14 protein-coding genes and 1 tRNA gene are annotated in these 17343 nt (G+C 30.1%); 10 read left to right on the forward strand and 5 right to left on the reverse strand.

The annotated features are described in order from the left end of the window. Positions 1-3 precede the first annotated feature (3 nt). Both METOK_RS01600 and METOK_RS01605 read right to left on the reverse strand, forming a co-directional pair. Positions 4-1341 carry a terminase large subunit domain-containing protein gene (locus METOK_RS01600; protein WP_013866501.1) on the reverse strand — a complete coding sequence of 446 codons (1338 nt, stop codon included), beginning with the start codon at positions 1339-1341 and terminating at the stop codon, positions 4-6. 10 nt (positions 1342-1351) lie between these two features. Continuing rightward, positions 1352-1651 (reverse strand): hypothetical protein, encoded by a 300-nt coding sequence (locus METOK_RS01605; RefSeq protein ID WP_157198859.1) that lies wholly within the window; start codon positions 1649-1651, stop codon positions 1352-1354. Between the two features lie 238 nt (positions 1652-1889). Between METOK_RS01605 and METOK_RS08615 the strand changes: the two genes are divergently transcribed. Both METOK_RS08615 and METOK_RS01615 read left to right on the forward strand, forming a co-directional pair. Continuing rightward, the gene (locus METOK_RS08615) at positions 1890-2177 is read left to right on the forward strand and encodes a hypothetical protein (RefSeq protein WP_048057829.1); all 288 of its coding nucleotides are present in this window, start codon (positions 1890-1892) and stop codon (positions 2175-2177) included. A gap of 103 nt (positions 2178-2280) precedes the next feature. After that, complete coding sequence (locus METOK_RS01615; RefSeq protein ID WP_013866504.1) at positions 2281-2604, forward strand: hypothetical protein; 324 nt, start codon at positions 2281-2283, stop codon at positions 2602-2604. Positions 2605-3060: 456 nt separating this feature from the next. On the opposite strand, the gene METOK_RS01620 is transcribed toward METOK_RS01615, so the two are convergent. Both METOK_RS01620 and METOK_RS01625 read right to left on the reverse strand, forming a co-directional pair. After that, on the reverse strand, positions 3061-4302 hold the full coding sequence (locus METOK_RS01620; RefSeq protein ID WP_013866505.1) for an Nre family DNA repair protein: 1242 nt from the start codon (positions 4300-4302) through the stop codon (positions 3061-3063). Between the two features lie 110 nt (positions 4303-4412). After that, on the reverse strand, positions 4413-5219 hold the full coding sequence (locus METOK_RS01625; protein WP_013866506.1) for an MBL fold metallo-hydrolase: 807 nt from the start codon (positions 5217-5219) through the stop codon (positions 4413-4415). Positions 5220-5453: 234 nt separating this feature from the next. Between METOK_RS01625 and METOK_RS01630 the strand changes: the two genes are divergently transcribed. The 4 genes from METOK_RS01630 (at position 5454) to METOK_RS01645 (ending at position 9818) form a co-directional block, all read left to right on the forward strand. Beyond that, positions 5454-6176 carry an anaerobic ribonucleoside-triphosphate reductase activating protein gene (locus tag METOK_RS01630; protein ID WP_013866507.1) on the forward strand — a complete coding sequence of 241 codons (723 nt, stop codon included), beginning with the start codon at positions 5454-5456 and terminating at the stop codon, positions 6174-6176. A 96-nt stretch (positions 6177-6272) separates the two neighbouring features. Next, positions 6273-7028, forward strand: coding sequence for a 6-hydroxymethylpterin diphosphokinase MptE-like protein (locus tag METOK_RS01635; RefSeq protein WP_013866508.1), 756 nt, complete (start codon positions 6273-6275; stop codon positions 7026-7028). 113 nt (positions 7029-7141) lie between these two features. Then, a complete protein-coding gene (locus tag METOK_RS01640) occupies positions 7142-8443 on the forward strand; it encodes a bifunctional hydroxymethylpyrimidine kinase/phosphomethylpyrimidine kinase (RefSeq protein ID WP_048057999.1) in 1302 nt (433 codons plus the stop codon). Positions 8444-8603: 160 nt separating this feature from the next. After that, positions 8604-9818 (forward strand): methionine adenosyltransferase, encoded by a 1215-nt coding sequence (locus METOK_RS01645; protein WP_013866510.1) that lies wholly within the window; start codon positions 8604-8606, stop codon positions 9816-9818. A gap of 343 nt (positions 9819-10161) precedes the next feature. Here METOK_RS01645 and METOK_RS01650 read toward each other — a convergent pair. Further along, positions 10162-10246 (reverse strand) — tRNA-Leu (locus METOK_RS01650). A 275-nt stretch (positions 10247-10521) separates the two neighbouring features. On the opposite strand from METOK_RS01650, the gene METOK_RS01655 reads away from it, so the two are divergent. From METOK_RS01655 to METOK_RS01670, 4 genes are all read left to right on the forward strand, one after another. Next, positions 10522-13179, forward strand: coding sequence for a valine--tRNA ligase (locus tag METOK_RS01655; RefSeq protein ID WP_013866511.1), 2658 nt, complete (start codon positions 10522-10524; stop codon positions 13177-13179). A 324-nt stretch (positions 13180-13503) separates the two neighbouring features. Beyond that, positions 13504-15627 (forward strand): proton-conducting transporter transmembrane domain-containing protein, encoded by a 2124-nt coding sequence (locus METOK_RS01660; protein WP_013866512.1) that lies wholly within the window; start codon positions 13504-13506, stop codon positions 15625-15627. A 1-nt stretch (position 15628) separates the two neighbouring features. Next, entirely contained in the window at positions 15629-16555 is a 927-nt protein-coding gene (locus METOK_RS01665) for a respiratory chain complex I subunit 1 family protein (protein WP_013866513.1), read from the forward strand. Next, positions 16556-17194 carry a hypothetical protein gene (locus METOK_RS01670; RefSeq protein ID WP_013866514.1) on the forward strand — a complete coding sequence of 213 codons (639 nt, stop codon included), beginning with the start codon at positions 16556-16558 and terminating at the stop codon, positions 17192-17194. It abuts the gene before it with no gap. Positions 17195-17343 lie beyond the last annotated feature (149 nt).

Below are 17343 nucleotides of genomic sequence, written 5' to 3' on the forward strand. Positions count from 1 at the left end.
TAATCACCTCAAAGTGTAAGCATAGTTATTGATTATCTTAGTATGTTTTGATTCAGCAGCATAAATTGCAAGAGCTAAACTCATAACGCAGTCATCATGCTGTCCATTCCCCTCACAAGATAATTGTGTTTTTCTTTTAACATATCTGAAATATTTCAGTTCAGTTATAAGCTGGTCGAGATATGGGAACAATACTTCATTTTTTACAATAGATGTTTGGAGTTTTGTAATAAGTGGGAGTTTGTTTTTACTCGTAAAAGTAAATCCAATTGGATTTAGAGATTCTACCTGTTCAACTACTGCCGCACCAGGTCCTGTTGCATCCATACATACTTGCGGTTTATTAAACAATTGGTATAATTCTTTAACTTTATCTGCAACAAATGAATACGGCATTAAATTAAACCGTTCGAAATAAACGAGTTTATATGGTTTTACACTCACATCAAGTACTGTAATTACTGTATAATCCTCAAATTTTGCCAAATCTACACCCATTACATATTGATGCCCGCTTTCTCCTGATTTTAATAGTTTAATGGTGCCATCAATACACTGCTGAATATACTCCCAATTAAATACCGCCTCATTATTATCAATGAACTCTGCACAATACTCCTGTTTCCAAACTGGCGAATCTTCCCCAACTTCCTGCTTAATCTCTTCAATTGCATTTTTAGGTAAGAAAGGATTTGTCCAGGTTGGAAACCTAAATGAAATATGTCTGTTTTGTTTATTTTTCCCCATTAAAAATGACTCATAAAAATGGTTATGCCCGTTGGGTGTTGAAATTTCAATTAATGGAGCATCATAATCCAATAAAAGTGGCTTAATTACATATTTCACTACATCATCTTTGATGAATGCAGCCTCATCTAATATAACAAGATGATAGCTCTCTCCTCTTATGGATGTTGGATTATCTGCACTTCTAAAATCAATAGTACAGCCTGTTTTAAATTCAATAGCCATGTATGGGGATTCAACCATTCTCTTAACTAATCTACTTAGTACATTGCTTTTTTCAATGTATTTTTTTAGCTCCCTAAATATAATTCTTGCATTGGCATAGAATGGAGCTATTACAGCATATTTCTTATTTTTTTGAGTACTACATAAGAATATTAGCAAAAATGCCATTAATTTTGATTTACCAAACCTACGGCCTGCAGCTACTATAATTGTTTTATATTTCTTTGAGATATATGCATCAATTATTTTTTGTTGTGCGGAATGTAATTTTTCTTTAAGTATTGCAGCTACAAAGAATTCTAAATCTGTTTTTAGTTTTGTTTTTAAGTCTTGTGCTGAATATTGTCGTAGTTTGGTACTGATTGACATACTATCTCCACTAGGACATTAATGCTTTAACAATTGGGTCTTCTTCTTCCTTCTCCTGCCCTATTAATAACTCAGTTTTTGTTTTTAAAGCAGAACATATTGCATTAACGGTTGCTTGGAATTGGTGGGGGTGCTTAATAAGGTCTTCTCTATCTAATATTTTTTCAGCAACATCGAGTGATTTATTTAATAGTTCAATCCCCCTCATTAGCTCCGTTTCAACACTTCCCTCACCTTTCTCTTTTTCATACATTTCCTTTAATCTTACATTGGCCTCCTTTTCAAGATTTCTTTTGTAGTATTCATACACTGAAGACGGGCTAACTTTAACCTGGTATTCTTTTTGAATTCTGTTTGATATGTCCCTCCATGAGCTTCCTTGTGCTCTCCATAGGATAATATCATCATGCATCATTGGAGTAATTTTGGCCACAATAATCACCATTCAATATATGTTCGGATTTATTCTGTTTTATTAGGTTTTGTTCGGATTATCCTAATGCATTAGCATTTAAAAATGCTAACATTTTAATTAACATGGTGATAACATGAATGAGTATCAAAAACAGTATATGGCTACATTGTTATTGATTGAAATAATATTATTGCTCCTAAAAGAGTTTAGAGCCGCATTAGTATGCATCCCAATATTCATTATAATTTTAGCATTGTTCCATGAGCAACTTTTTCATGGCATTAGTTTGGACAATATTAAACTGTTTAAAAAAGACTCTTTCAATGCTCATAAGAGAGTTAAGAGCATTGCTCCAATTAATAGCAATCTACCAAAAGAACACAAACAAAAGGAAGGTTATAGCAAAAATAATTGGTATTAAGTTAATTGAACATATATTGTTAATCTTGTGCAGTTATTTTGGTATCTCAAAGGGAGTAATCCCCTTCATTAAAATACTGATAGAAATATTATTGGGTGGTTAAATGGGAATATTTAATAAGAACAGAAAAGCCGAAACTTCGAAAAACATTGACATTGTTGAAAAATTAAAACCTTATGTTGATTATCCAATTGAAAAAGATAGGAAAAAAGAATTATTAAAAGCACTCGATAAAAAAATAGAAGAATACACTAATGAAAATGGAATATTGGATTTCCAAGAAGTGTTGGATGAACTTTATGATAGTTGTTTCGAAATTAAAGAAATCAATGGAGTCGAATATACATTCTTAGTTCAGGTTTTGAGTTTGTATATCTATCATGTTATTATCACAGGAGCTCCGATTGATTTAGAAAAACTTCTTTGATACCATCAAAATATAATCCCGTTGGTTGTTGCCAAAAAAATAACCGTCCTTTAAATTCTCCTTTGAGATTTGGTTTAAAAAAGCATCAAACTACTATCGGACTTATGCAAATCTCTAAAAATAATACTAAAAACGCTTTAAAAACGCTTAATTATCATTTAAAAAATGCCTTTTTATTACGCAATACTGCTAATCCCGTTGGGCTTTGCCCAACCCGAGTTCAAATCTCGGCCTCCGCGTTATGCTTTTACTGTTTTATTTAGCGTTATTTTATTAAGTCCTAAAATAAATTATAGCTCTTTTATATATAATACCTATGGAAAATTTAAAGGACTACTAAAAAGCGGTTATACCCAACGGGATTATATTTTTACATGGTGCTATATTAAAAAATTAAATAAAATAGATGTTACATAAGGATATATGCTAACATAAATAACCATACCAATAATATTTTTATTTAAAAAACTCGTCAATACGCATTTGCTTACCATTTCTAAGTGTTAATATCTTGCTTTTAAGTAAGTATTTTTCAAGAGGGTTATTCAATAACTCACCAACTTTATTAAGAGCTCCTGCCAATGTATTAAATTTAAAGCCATTGTTATTAAAACTTTTTTTAACACCAGTTCTTACCTGCCATACCCCCACTGGTGCATAATACTCCGAGGTAATCTCCCTAAATATAACGATTTTACTTTGTCTTTTTCTTTTGTTTAGGTATTCAAGAACACTTAAACGAGAGGCATAAAATGCACCAGTAGTCTCTTTTGCATATCCCTTTGTTTTTAAATCTTCATAATCTCCCAAAACTGGTGGATTATCACATCCAAAAAGAGCTCCTTTTTCCCATACTTCCATGAGCTCATAAGCATAATAATCAGGTATAAGCAATACAACATACCTATTTCCAAGAAATTCATTGTAATAAACTTCATACTCATTTAGTAATGGATATGTTATTATCTTTTTTGTTAAATACCTTCCAATAGTATCCTGAGCTCCTGTAATACTCCATCTCGTAGGGACCAATTTTTTATTTATTCCTAAAAGACCTGCTGATAGAAGTTTTACTATATAATACTCGTCAAATCCACTGTTATATAATGATATTATTGAATCTCCTGCCTTTAATTCATCATTTACAATATAATCACTTTTTGAAGGAATTTTAGGATTTTCCGCTATGGTAAATTTTAATAAATCTCCTTTTGGAGATATTGGAGGAGCAAATCCACTTGAAATAATATCAAATGATGGTTTATGTTTTAATACAATTTCACTATCAACAGGTTTTGTTGCCATGGCGAGCTCCTGTATCGATTCCAATATTTTGGAGGTTTTGTCTTTATATAGATTCACATTGGTATGATTAGTTTCGCCCATTACAAGTATAGAACGATATTTTATAATTGCCTTTATAGATTTATTTTCCCATTTTAATGGATTATCTAAAAACGATGTATCCCCTTCTATTGGGGGAACAAGAGGGGCAATCTTTACATTTGGATAATTATACTCCCCTACAAATATTGAAGGTGGTGAGGCTCCGAATATTTCATTTTTATTTAATTTTTTATCGAATTTTTGACTAATATCCTTAAATACTCTAAGTTTTTCAATTATGGGGCATTTTGATTTACCACATAATAGTTTTCGTCCTTTACACAATGAGCACATTTTTGATTTAAATGGCATAATTTCACATTAATTAAATTAATTATATTATGGTTAAATATGATTAAATATTAATTATAGTTATTTAATTAGATGTCATATTTCATTTTTTTATTATTTTATTCAATTATTTACAACTCCATTGTTTTTCCAACATGACCGTAAATAAAGTTGTCGAGCTCACTTAAAACCTTCATAGCGTTAAAGCCTGTGCAATGTATTGGCATTATAAATTCCAAATCACTGTTTTTTAGATAGTCATAAACCTTGTTTATATACTCATTCGACGATACGACAAGGTGGAATCCTCCAATAACCCCCCTAATTTTATTTTTGTTTATCTTTTTAGCGTATTCTATTACATTTATAATCCCACTATGTGAGCATCCAGTAATTACCACATCATCAACTATCATAAACATATCGTCATTTACATAATCCACTTCAAACTTGTTATTATCATCTCGTTTGTAGAATATTTCAGGTTCATAGGGATGAGTTCTTTCAACCTTTCCAGATATTATTACATTATCTTCAAAATAAGGTTCATTAACCAATTTTAGATGTTTATAATTCCTTAAAAAATCTTTTATATTCTTATCAATACCTATGTATCGTTTATCGTCTGAATACTTATCGAGAAAAGCATCTGGATGAATATATACTGGGATATCCATTTCAAATTTTTTATTTTTATTATATTTGTCCATAAAATATGTAAATCCATCGGTATGGTCATAATGTCCATGGCTTATAACTATGGAATCAAAATTATCATCTTCACCCATGAGCTCTAAGTTTTTATTTAATACATAGGAGCTCTGACCTACATCGAATAATATTTTCTTATCATCAGCAGTTTTTACCAATATCGAAAGCCCATGCTGAGCAAAGTATCTTTTATATGCTATATCATCAACAAGAATTTTTATCTCCATTTAACCACCATTGTATTATTATTAGTATCAGTATTGGTATTATAATATTATTGGTATTTATGTATTAACCAACCTAATATATATTTATCCCATAAGTGCAAAATAAAAAAATAAATATATTTTTTATAAATAACATTTAAAGAAACATAAAATAATGTATTAATTATACTATAAAGGAAATAATAACAAATAAAAATTAAAATATAATAAATAACAATTAAAAAATGTGATAATATGAAAATTTTTGGAATTATAGATATATCCACAATAGATTATCCAAAAAAATGCTCTGCTGTTGTTTTTATGAGTGGTTGCAATATGAAATGTGGTTATTGTCATAATTACGAACACATGCTGGAAAATACCCATGAAATGACCCCCGAAGAAGTATTTAACAGTATAGATTTAATGTTTGCAGAGGCAATAGTAATAAGTGGAGGGGAACCTACGCTTCAACCAAAGGCTTTAAAGGAGCTCTGTATTATTGCAAAAAGAAAAGGCTTTCCAGTGAAATTAGACACAAATGGAACAAATATTGAAATTATAAAGGATTTAATAGATAATAAACTAATAGATTATATAGCCCTTGATGTAAAATGTGCCTTTGATAAATACAAAAAAATTACAAATTACGACGGAGAAAAAATTAAAAAAAATATGCTTGAACTTATAAATTACTGCAAAAAAAATAATGTTTTTATCGAATGCAGAACAACTTTTGTGCCCAATGTAATGGATGAAAAAGATATAATAGAAATAGCCAAATCCGTAAAAAACTGCGATTTATATACAATTCAACAATTTGACAACGAACATGCCTGGAAAGATGAATATAAAAAGATAAGAGAACCCACAACAAATGAACTTGTAGAGCTCGGAAAGATATCAACGCAATATTTAAAAAATAGTGATGTTGTTGTAAAATCAAAGGACGAAATGATTAATATAGCGGAATAATAAAAAATGGAGAATAAAAAATAATTTTATTTATTATAGATAAATAATTGATGATATGTAATAATACATAATAAAAATAATAAAAAAGTGGATACTATGGAATTAAAGGAATGGAAACCTATATATGATAAAATTATGGATGATTTTGGGTTTAATAAAGAGAATGATTTAAAAAGTGCCTTTATATTAAGTGATATAATAAATAATACAAAAAATAATATTCCATTGGATAGTATGGAAGAATTGATAAAAAATAAAGATGTTTATGTCTTTGGAGCAGGACCATCTTTAAAAAAACATATAAAAATATTAAAAAGTATTATAGAGGATGAAAATAATAAGAATGATAAAAATTTCATAATAATATCCGCAGATGGTGCCACAAAAGCCCTATTGGAAGAAGATATTGTTCCAGATATAATTGTTTCAGATTTAGACGGTGATTTAAACGCAATATTTGAAAGCAATGAAAGAGGTTCTGTTGTTGTAGTCCATGCCCATGGGGACAATATAGCCCTTATAAAAAACTATGCACCAAAATTGAAAAATATTATTGGGAGCTCCCAAGTTCCAGAAGAAATACCCTATCTTATAAATTACGGTGGATTTACAGACGGTGATAGATGCTGTTTTTTTGCAGAACATTTTGGAGCTAAAAGGATAATATTATGCGGTATGGATTTTGGGGAATACACTACAAAATACTCTAGACCTTATTTAAAAAATGATATTGAAAAAGCGGATGGCGTTAAAATAAAAAAGTTAAAGTATGCTGAAAAATTAATAAATTGGTTAATGGAAAATGGGAATAGTGAAATATTATTTATTAATAATATTATCGATGAAAAATAAATTTAATAATAATTTAATGACAAAATTGTAAAATAAAATAATGATATATAAAAATAAAGTAGTATTTTAATAACCTAAATATATCTATAATATTATATGGTGATTTTTTGAACATTAATGTGCTGTCAATAGGTGGATATGACCCAACAGGGGGAGCAGGCATTATTGCCGATGCAAAAACCATTAAATTATTAGGTTGTAATCCATTAACGGCAATTACTGCCATAATACCACAAAACAGTTTGAAAGTGTATAGTAAAGTTGATTTACCAAAAGAAGAAATAGAAAATCAACTAAATGCTATTTTTGAAGATTTTAAAGTGCCCGTTGTAAAAACTGGCGTATTAAATAATGATGCTATAAATTTAATATTAAAGTATCAAAAAGAATACAATTTTAAAATTATTTGCGACCCAGTTTTAAAATCCACCACTGGATATGATTTCACAGAAGGAAATGATAATAATTTAATAGATAATTATTTTAAATTATTTGAAAAATCTCTTATAATTACCCCAAATAGCGAAGAATACAATATAATAAAGAACTTTAATGCGTATGAAAAATTAAAAAATAACAACAATTATATATTAATCACTGGAAAGGATGACAAACTGATATATAAAAACAAAGAATTAAGAATATTTAAAGGAAAAACTATAAATAGAGAGGTTCATGGAACTGGATGTGTTTTTTCTTCTGCAATTGCTTCATTTATAGCCAAAGGATACGATATTGTCCATGCCATTAAAGAGGCAAAAAATCTGGTCTTATCCTCTGTAATTTATGCCAACAAAACAAAATATGGTTATAACTCTAATCCAACATACATAAACAAAGAGGTAGTTATAAAAAACCTTAATTATGCTATCTATTTACTGAAAAAGATGGATTTTGAATATTTTGTTCCAGAGGTTGGCTCAAATATTGCCGAGGGGCTTGTTCTTCCAAAGAGTTATAAGGATATTGCTGCATTAACGGGTAGGATTATAAAAAATAAACTTGGAAACACAAATAATAAAGGTAATAAATTTTATATTGTTGGAGATATAGAGTTTGGGGCTTCTGAGCATATAGCAAAAATAATACTTGCAGCAAATCATTATGACCCTAAAATAAGAAGCTGTATGAATATAAGATATTCTAAAAAACTTGTTAATATACTTGAAAATGAAGATTGCGGATTCACCATATCTTCATTCAACAGAAAAGACGAACCAGAACATGTATCTTCAATGGAATGGGGAACAAAATTTGCATGTAAAATATTTGGAGGAGCTCCGGATATAATATACGATAGAGGTGGAGATGGAAAGGAGCCCATGATACGGGTGCTTGGTAATGATTCAGTGGATGTAATTAAAAAAGTAGCGGAGCTCATAAAAATATATAAAAATATAAATAACAGGATATAAAATAATATGAAAGATAGGATGAATATAAAAAAATATATAAAATAGATATAAGGATAAAAATAAAATCAATTTTATAGAAATTATTAAATAATACATTTTTTATTATATTTTATGATTTAATTTAAGGTATAATTTAAATTTTTTAATATAGGTGATGTAATTGGCAAATATAGTGGTTAAAAAATTGGATACTACACCGATAGAAGAAAGACCAACAGAAATTGTAGAAAGAAAGGGATTAGGGCATCCAGACAGCATCTGTGATGGTATAGCAGAAAGTGTAAGTGCTGCATTATGTAAGATGTATAAGGAAAAAATGGGAACAATACTCCACCATAATACTGACCAGGTAGAGCTCGTAGGTGGGCATGCCTACCCAAAATTAGGTGGAGGTAATATGGTGAGCCCAATATATATCCTTTTGTCAGGCAGGGCTACCATGGAAATTTTAGATAAGGAGAAAAATGAAATTATTAAACTTCCAGTTGGAACTGTTGCAGTAAATGCTGCAAGAAATTATTTAAAAAAGGTTTTAAGAAATGCCGACTTAGAAAAGGATGTTGTTGTAGATTGTAGAATCGGACAGGGTTCTGTGGATTTAATGGATGTATTTGATAGAAAAAAAACAGACATTCCCTTAGCAAACGATACCTCATTTGGTGTAGGTCATGCTCCATTTAGTGTTACGGAAAAACTCGTTTTTGAAACTGAAAAACTTTTAAACAGTGATGAGTTGAAGAAGGAGCTCCCTGCTGTTGGAGAAGATATAAAAGTTATGGGGCTAAGAGAAGGTAAAAAAATTACATTAACAATTGCCATGGCAGTTGTAGATAGATATGTAAATTCAGTTGAAGAATACAATGAAGTAAAAGAGAAGGCTAAGGCAAAAGTGGAAGAATTGGCAAAGAAACTTGCCGATGGCTATGAAGTTGAGGTATGTATAAACACAGCAGACGATGATAACTGTATATTCTTAACAGTAATAGGGACTTCCGCAGAAATGGGAGATGATGGCTCTGTTGGAAGGGGAAATAGGGCAAATGGATTAATTACACCATTTAGACCTATGAGTATGGAAGCCACAAGTGGTAAAAACCCTATAAACCACATCGGAAAAATATACAACATATTGGCAAATATTATTGCACACGATGTGGCTGAGCTCGATGGAGTAAAAGAATGTTATGTAAGGATATTAAGTCAAATAGGAAAACCAATAAACGAGCCAAAAATTCTTGATATTGAAGTTATTACTGAGGATAACTGTGATTTAAAAGATATAGAACCAAAAGCAAAAGAAATAGCTGAAAGATGGTTGGATAACATTCCAGAAGTTAGGAATAAAATAATAAACGGAGAAATAAAAACATTCTAATTGTATTAGTTATTTAATATTTTTATTTTATTTTTATAATATCCTTTGTTTTAGAATAAAAACTACCCTATATTTTTTAAAAATCTCAAAATTCACTTCGTGAATTCGAAGCGAATCCTTTGGATTCGCTGACTTACAAAACCTTGAAAAGGTTTTGTCAAGTTATATGATGCCATAGGCAGTAAAAAATCCTTAGGATTTTTTCTGATTTTTCTCGCTATCGCTCGAAAAAGTTGCATCAAAAGTAACCTCGCTTCGCTTCGGCTGGAACCTAAAAATAATGTATAAATTAAATAAATGATATATATAAATTAATAAATATATTTATCTAAAATAAAAATAGTGCAGGGGAGGGGATTTGAACCCCCGAACCCCTATGGGACTGGATCTTAAGTCCAGCGCCGTTGGCCAGGCTTGGCAACCCCTGCTCAATTACTTGCATCATTACATAATCAGAAGTTATATATATACTTTTCGGTCGAGCTCACCCTATGCCATACCACTCCATATTATATAATGTTGAGAATTTATAGAATATAGAATATAAATTTATAAGTTAAAATATAATAAAACATAATCTTTTTAAAATATAATTTATATTTCTATTATAATTTAATTTTTGTTATTATTTTTTTATATTTTTTATATATAAATTGCTAAACGAAAAAAAGAAATGTTTAAGTAAATGCAATAGAGGGAAAACATGGAAATGCCTAAGGAATATTCCATCGAATTTGAAAAGGAAATTCAAAAAAAATGGGAAGAAAACAAAATTTATAAATTTAAAAATGATGAAAAAAGACCTCCCTATATTATAGATACTCCCCCACCATATCCAACGGGGAGAATGCATTTAGGACATGCTTTAAACTGGACATACATGGATATTATAGCAAGATTTAAAAGAATGAACGGCTATGATGTGTTGTTTCCACAGGGTTGGGACTGTCACGGTCTTCCAACAGAAGTTAAGGTTGAAGAAATCCATGGCATTACAAAATCCGATATTGACAGGCATGAATTTAGAAAATTATGTGTAGAGCTCACAAAAGAAAATATAGAAAAGATGAGAGAGCAGGTTAAATCCCTTGGTATATCCATAGACTGGGATAGAGAATATATTACTATGAATCCAGACTATGTTAAGAAATCCCAAACTGCATTTGTAAGAATGTATAATAAGGGATTGATATATAGAGGGAAACATCCTGTAAATTGGTGTCCAAGATGCCAAACTGCAATTGCCTTTGCAGAGGTGGATTATAAAGATAGGGTATCTAAATTAAACTATATAAAATTCCCATATAGTGAAGATGAAAACAAATTCTTAGAAATAGCAACATCAAGACCCGAATTGTTGGCAGCATGCGTTGGTATTGTGGTGCATCCTGAGGATGAGAGATACAAGGATGTTGTTGGAAAAACTGTAAAAGTTCCATTATTCAACCAAGAGGTTAAGGTATATCCTGATAAGGATGTTGAGAAGGAATTTGGAACTGGGGTTGTAATGGTATGCACCTTTGGGGATAAAACGGATGTTGTTTGGGTAAATAGGCATGGTCTTGAAGTTAAAAAAGCCATCAATGAAAAAGGTGAGCTCTCAGAAATATGTGGAAAATATGCAGGCATGAAAACAGAAGATGCAAGAAAACAAATAATTGAAGACCTTAAAAATGAGGGCTATTTAATAAAACAAGAGCCATTAGAACAGAATGTAGGCGTATGTTGGAGATGTAAAACACCTATTGAAATCATTGTTGGAGACCAGTGGTTTGTAAATGTTAAAAAACTATTGCCAAAAGTTAAACAAGCCACAGATGAGATTAAATGGATGCCTGAACACATGAAAACAAGATTATTACAGTGGATTGAGGATATGGATTGGGATTGGTGCATAAGTAGGCAGAGATTATTTGCCACCCCTATTCCTGTATGGTACTGTCCAGATTGTGGTGAAATAATTGTGGCTAAGGAGGAAGACCTCCCAATAGACCCAACAAAAGAATGTCCCTACACATGTAAATGCGGAAATAAAAATTTAATCCCTGAAACTGATGTATTGGATACATGGATGGATTCATCTATTACTCCAATGGTAATAGCTGGATGGTTGGATGACGATGAGTTTTTCAAATCCCACTATCCAGTTCAACTAAGACCACAAGGTCACGATATTATAAGAACCTGGGCATTTTACACCATTATAAAATCCATAGCATTAACCGATAAAAAACCATGGGATGAAATAGTTATAAACGGAATGGTATTTGGCGAAGATGGATATAAAATGAGTAAAAGTAGGGGAAATATTGTAGAACCATTCGAAATAACTAAAAATTACGGTTCTGATGCTTTAAGATTGTGGGCAGCAAACAGCACCCTTGGAAATGATGTTCCGTTTGCATGGAAGGAGGTAGATTTTGGATATAGATTTTTAAGAAAATTCTGGAATGCTTCAAGATTTGCAAAGATGAATTTAGATGATGAAACCATCGATACCATTAAAAACATTAATATTACTTTAAACAATCCTGTTGATTTATGGATATTAAGTAAATTGAATAGATTAATTAAAAAAGTCAGCGAAGACCTAAATAACTACAAATTCAACACAATAGTAGATATCCAAAAGTTCGTATGGCATGAGCTCTGTGATAACTATATCGAAATGGTAAAATATAGGTTGTATAATAAAGAAAACACTGAAAAAGCAAAAATTTCTAAATTTAACGCACAATATACTTTATATACAGTAATTACAAACACATTAAAACTTATGGCTCCATTTGCACCACATTTTGCCGATGTAGTTGGATATATTTATAAAGTAGATAATCTCCACACATCATGGTGCGTAGTTGATGAAAATCTAATAAGTGAAGAAAATGAATATATCGGTGAGTTAGCTAAAAATACCGTTGCATCCATAAGAAGATATAAATCTAATAAAGGTATGCCTTTAAATACTGAACTCAGAAATGTTGAAATATATGTTTTGGATAATAACGAATATGAAGGAATGTTAAAGGTAGTTGAAGATATAAAAGGAGCCCTGAATATAAAAGAATTGAATATAATAAATGGAAAGCCAGAGTTAGAGCAGAAAATTGTTGAAGTTATACCTAACAAATCAAAAATAGGTCCAGAATTTAAAAAAGACTCTAAAAAAGTTATGGAATTCATAAAAAACGCAGATGAAGGAACTATTGAAAAAATGCTAAATGAAGGAATTGAAACAGAATTTGGATTATTAACAAAGGAACATATTAAAAGTGTTAAAAGAGCATTATTTAGCAAAGGAGAAGTTGTAGAAACTGTCGATATAGACGGATTAATAGATGGAATTGCCATAATCCAATAAATTATTGTATAGTCTTATTTATTTTTTATTTTTTTATTTTATTATCTCTTTTTTACTTATTATTTTTTTATTTAGTTTTTTATTCTATATTTTATTATTTTTTTATTTATTTTATTTTTATATTTAAAGGGTAAGTGAATTACAAAATGTTATATAATACCTATTTTATAATTATTTTATAGATATTATGATATTTTCAATATTTAATTAAATATAAGTTAAATTCTATTTATTTGTATTAAACAGATTTTAATTTTCGAAATGGTTATATATAGGATGGTGTAATGTAATCTAACTTTACCATAAATTAAAAAAGTGATTAAAATGGAAGCTATAAAATTAGAACCAAATTTAAGGAAGAAATTAAAATATTTGTTGATTTTGACAGGCATGATATTTATGTTTGTATCGCCTGTAATAGCAGAATCAGGTGTAAATGTAGTCAATGGATTAAACAATCCATGTAATAATTCATTAGAGGACAATAGCATGCTTGTAAGTATGGCTATTATTATATTGGGAGGTCTATTCGGAGCTCTATTCTCAAAATGGTTTAAATTATCAAAAATAATAGCAATATTAACTATTTCAGTAGGTTCATTATTGGGATTATATAATTCAATAATGGTAATACTATGCAATAAATCCTATGAATTGAATTACTTAGTAGGAAGTATAATTCCAATTGGTTTTAAAATAGACCCTTTAACAATGTTCTTTTCAGGTGTGGTGCTATTAATTTCAATCATGGCTGCAATTTACAGTTATGGATATATGGACGATAAAAAAAGAAAATTGGCAACAGGATTCCAGTATTTAAATTTTGCAGTGCTTGTAGCTTCAATGGTTGGAGTTACAATTTCAAACAACAGTGTTGTTTTCTTGTTATTTTGGGAATTAATGTCGATTTCATCATTTTTATTAGTAATGTTTGACGGATTCAAAGAAGAAGTTAAAAAATCTGGTTATATCTATTTAATATATACCCATGCAGGCGGAATGTTCATATTTGCATCATTTGCCTTGGCTTATATGAGCTCAGGTTCTATAAGTTTTGACAGTTTTTCAAATATACCGGACATTACAAAAATAGCAATATTTTTACTTGGATTTGTAGGTTTCTCATCAAAAGCAGGAGTATTTCCATTCCATTCATGGTTACCCTATGCTCACCCTGTGGCACCAAGTCATGTTTCAGCCGTAATGTCTGGTGTTATGATTAAAATGGGTATTTATGGAATTATAATGTTATTATTGAATCTTGGGATAAATAATATCTATATTGGATATATGATATTGATATTAGGTATATTGTCAGGAATTCTTGGAGTGGCTTATGCCCTTGCACAACACGATATTAAAAAACTGCTTGCCTATCACAGTGTAGAAAATATCGGTATCATATTGATAGGTTTAGGTATTGGATTAATTGGAAAATATTACAACAATGAAATCATGATGTTGCTTGGATTTGCAGGAGCTCTTCTCCATGTTTTAAACCATGCCTTATTTAAATCATTGCTGTTCATGGGTGCTGGTGCTGTAATAAAAGCCACTGGAACACACTCCTTAGAAGAAATGGGAGGATTAATGAAAAGAATGCCTATAACAAGTTTGGCTTTTCTTATAGGTTCTCTTGCAATATCTGGAATACCACCATTTAATGGATTTGTAAGTGAGCTCCTAATATACATGGGTGGATTTAATGGACTTAACAGCTCAGTTGGATTATTAATAGCTTCCACATTGGGAATTATTGCATTAGCACTTATAGGTGGTCTTGCAACGGCATGTTTCACCAAGGTATTGGGAATATCATTTTTAGGAGCTCCTAAAACAAAAGCCTCAGAAAACGCCAAAGAATCTCCAAAGGTTATGACTATCCCTCAAATAACACTGGCATTAATCTGTATTATAATTGGTATATTTCCGATATTCTTTGTAAATCCAATTACAAAAATAGTATATGGTTCAAATCTTGCAGGAATTGATATATGTCCTCAAATCTCAGTATTTCCACACCTTACAGTAATTTATTTGATATTAATTGCATTAACGGCATTATTGGTATTATTGAGAACATTAACTTACAGAAATAAACCTATTGTTGAAGCAGGCACTTGGGATTGTGGATATAGTAATCCAACGGTAAAAATGCAATACACTGCATCATCCTATGCAAGCCCGATAATAGAATTCTTTAAACCATTTGTAATTATAAACGAGCATAAAAAACAGATTAAGGGAGTATTTCCAAATGAAGCAAGTTATGAATCCCATAGTAAAGATTTAGCTGAGGCTATATTCGAAGTATTATTGGTAAAACCGATTTCAGTAATATTATCATTGTTGAGATATATCAAAGATGGAAACTTCAATTATTATGTGGGATATGTAGTTGTAATTTTGACGATACTCCTATCCTATGTTTATTTAGTAAGGTGGTAGAATGGCATACATTGTAGAATCAATAATATATTATATAATCACGATTTCACTTGCTCCACTGTTTTTAGCTATTATAGATAAGATAAAGGCATTATCGGTGGGCAAAAAGGGACCTTCTCTGTTTATAAAATACTACGATTTAGTAAGATTCTTAAAAAAGGGACTTGTATATAGTAAAAATACTACTTGGATATTTAGATTTGCCCCTTTAATTATAATTGCAGTATATTTAATAGCATTGTTATTCTTTCCAATTGCAGGAGAAACACCAATTATATCATTTTCTTATGATTTCATAGTTGTAGTATATTTATTTGCACTAAGTAGGTTCTTTCTATTGCTGAGCTCATTAAACACAGCCTCATCATTTGAGGGAATGGGTGCAAGCAGAGAGGCATTTATGTCGTTCTTAGCAGAGGGTTCTTTATTTATGACATTTATACTGGCGGTAAAACTTACAGGAGCTCCGAGTTTGATGGGCATCTTGGGTAATGTAGGAGCTCAGGTATTGTGGCATCAGGCTGGAATATTTGCCATATTATCCATAATTGTTATGTTTATGATACTGATTGTAGAAAATGCAAGAAAACCAATTGATGACCCAGATACACACTTGGAATTAACCATGATTCATGAAGTAATGATTCTCGATAATAGCGGTCCTGATTTGGGGTTAATGGAACTTGGGACATTTCTAAAATTCATATTCTTTGGAGGAATACTTTCAAGATTGATATTTCCAGTAGCCTTTAATATCGGAGCTCTGAATTATTTGGTATTTATAGCAGGCTTGCTTGTAGTATCCTTTGCCGTAGGAATTATTGAATCCATTGGTGTAAGGTATAAAATTCCAAAAAATACAACTTTCTTAATGACATCATTTGCAATTGCTACACTTGCATTGATATTCTCCATAGGGGTGGAATAAATGATTGAAATAATATATTGTGAAAAATTAATTATTGCATTTATAATTGGAACAGTATTATTTGCATTATCTACTCATAGGTTATTCTCATTGGTAAAAACAGTAGCTCTTCAAAGTTTTTTAGTATCTACCTTAACGATAGTTCTTGAAGGCGGAGATATAACCACTTATGGATTAATTATTGCCCTAAGCACTTTAATAATAAGGTCTTTATTTATACCAAGTTTTCTTGTATATGCCACGAGAAGAGGTAATATTAAGAGAGAATTGAATCCATTAATTGGATATAGGGCATCCTTATTATTTGGACTAATTGTTATAGCCATAGCTTATATTTGGTCAGGATATCTTGATTTTGATATAACTAAAAAATTACTATTTATTGGAGGAATGACTTTAATAATACCAGCGTTATTCCTTTTAATGGCTAGGAAAAAGGCAATTACACAGGTATCTTCATATTTAATGCTTGAAAATGGTATATCTGTTGTAGGTTTAATGATTGGAAAAAACATGCAATATGTTGTTGAATTTGGAATACTTCTGGATATTCTTATATGTGTAATGCTTATGACCATATTAATTAATCAGATAAATCAACTATATATCCCCGAAGACCGTAAAAAAATAGAAAAATAATAGAAAAATAATAAAATAAATAAAAAAATGGATAGAATAAATAAAAAATAGAAAAATAGAAAAAATTAGAGTAAATTAAATTAAAATAAACTAAATTAAATTAAAATAATTAAAAGTTAGAATAAAAAATAAAACAATAGTAAGAAGAG

The organism is Methanothermococcus okinawensis IH1, assembly GCF_000179575.2.
In the GTDB taxonomy this organism is placed as follows: Archaea; AGJL01; Methanococci; order Methanococcales; family Methanococcaceae; genus Methanofervidicoccus; species Methanofervidicoccus okinawensis.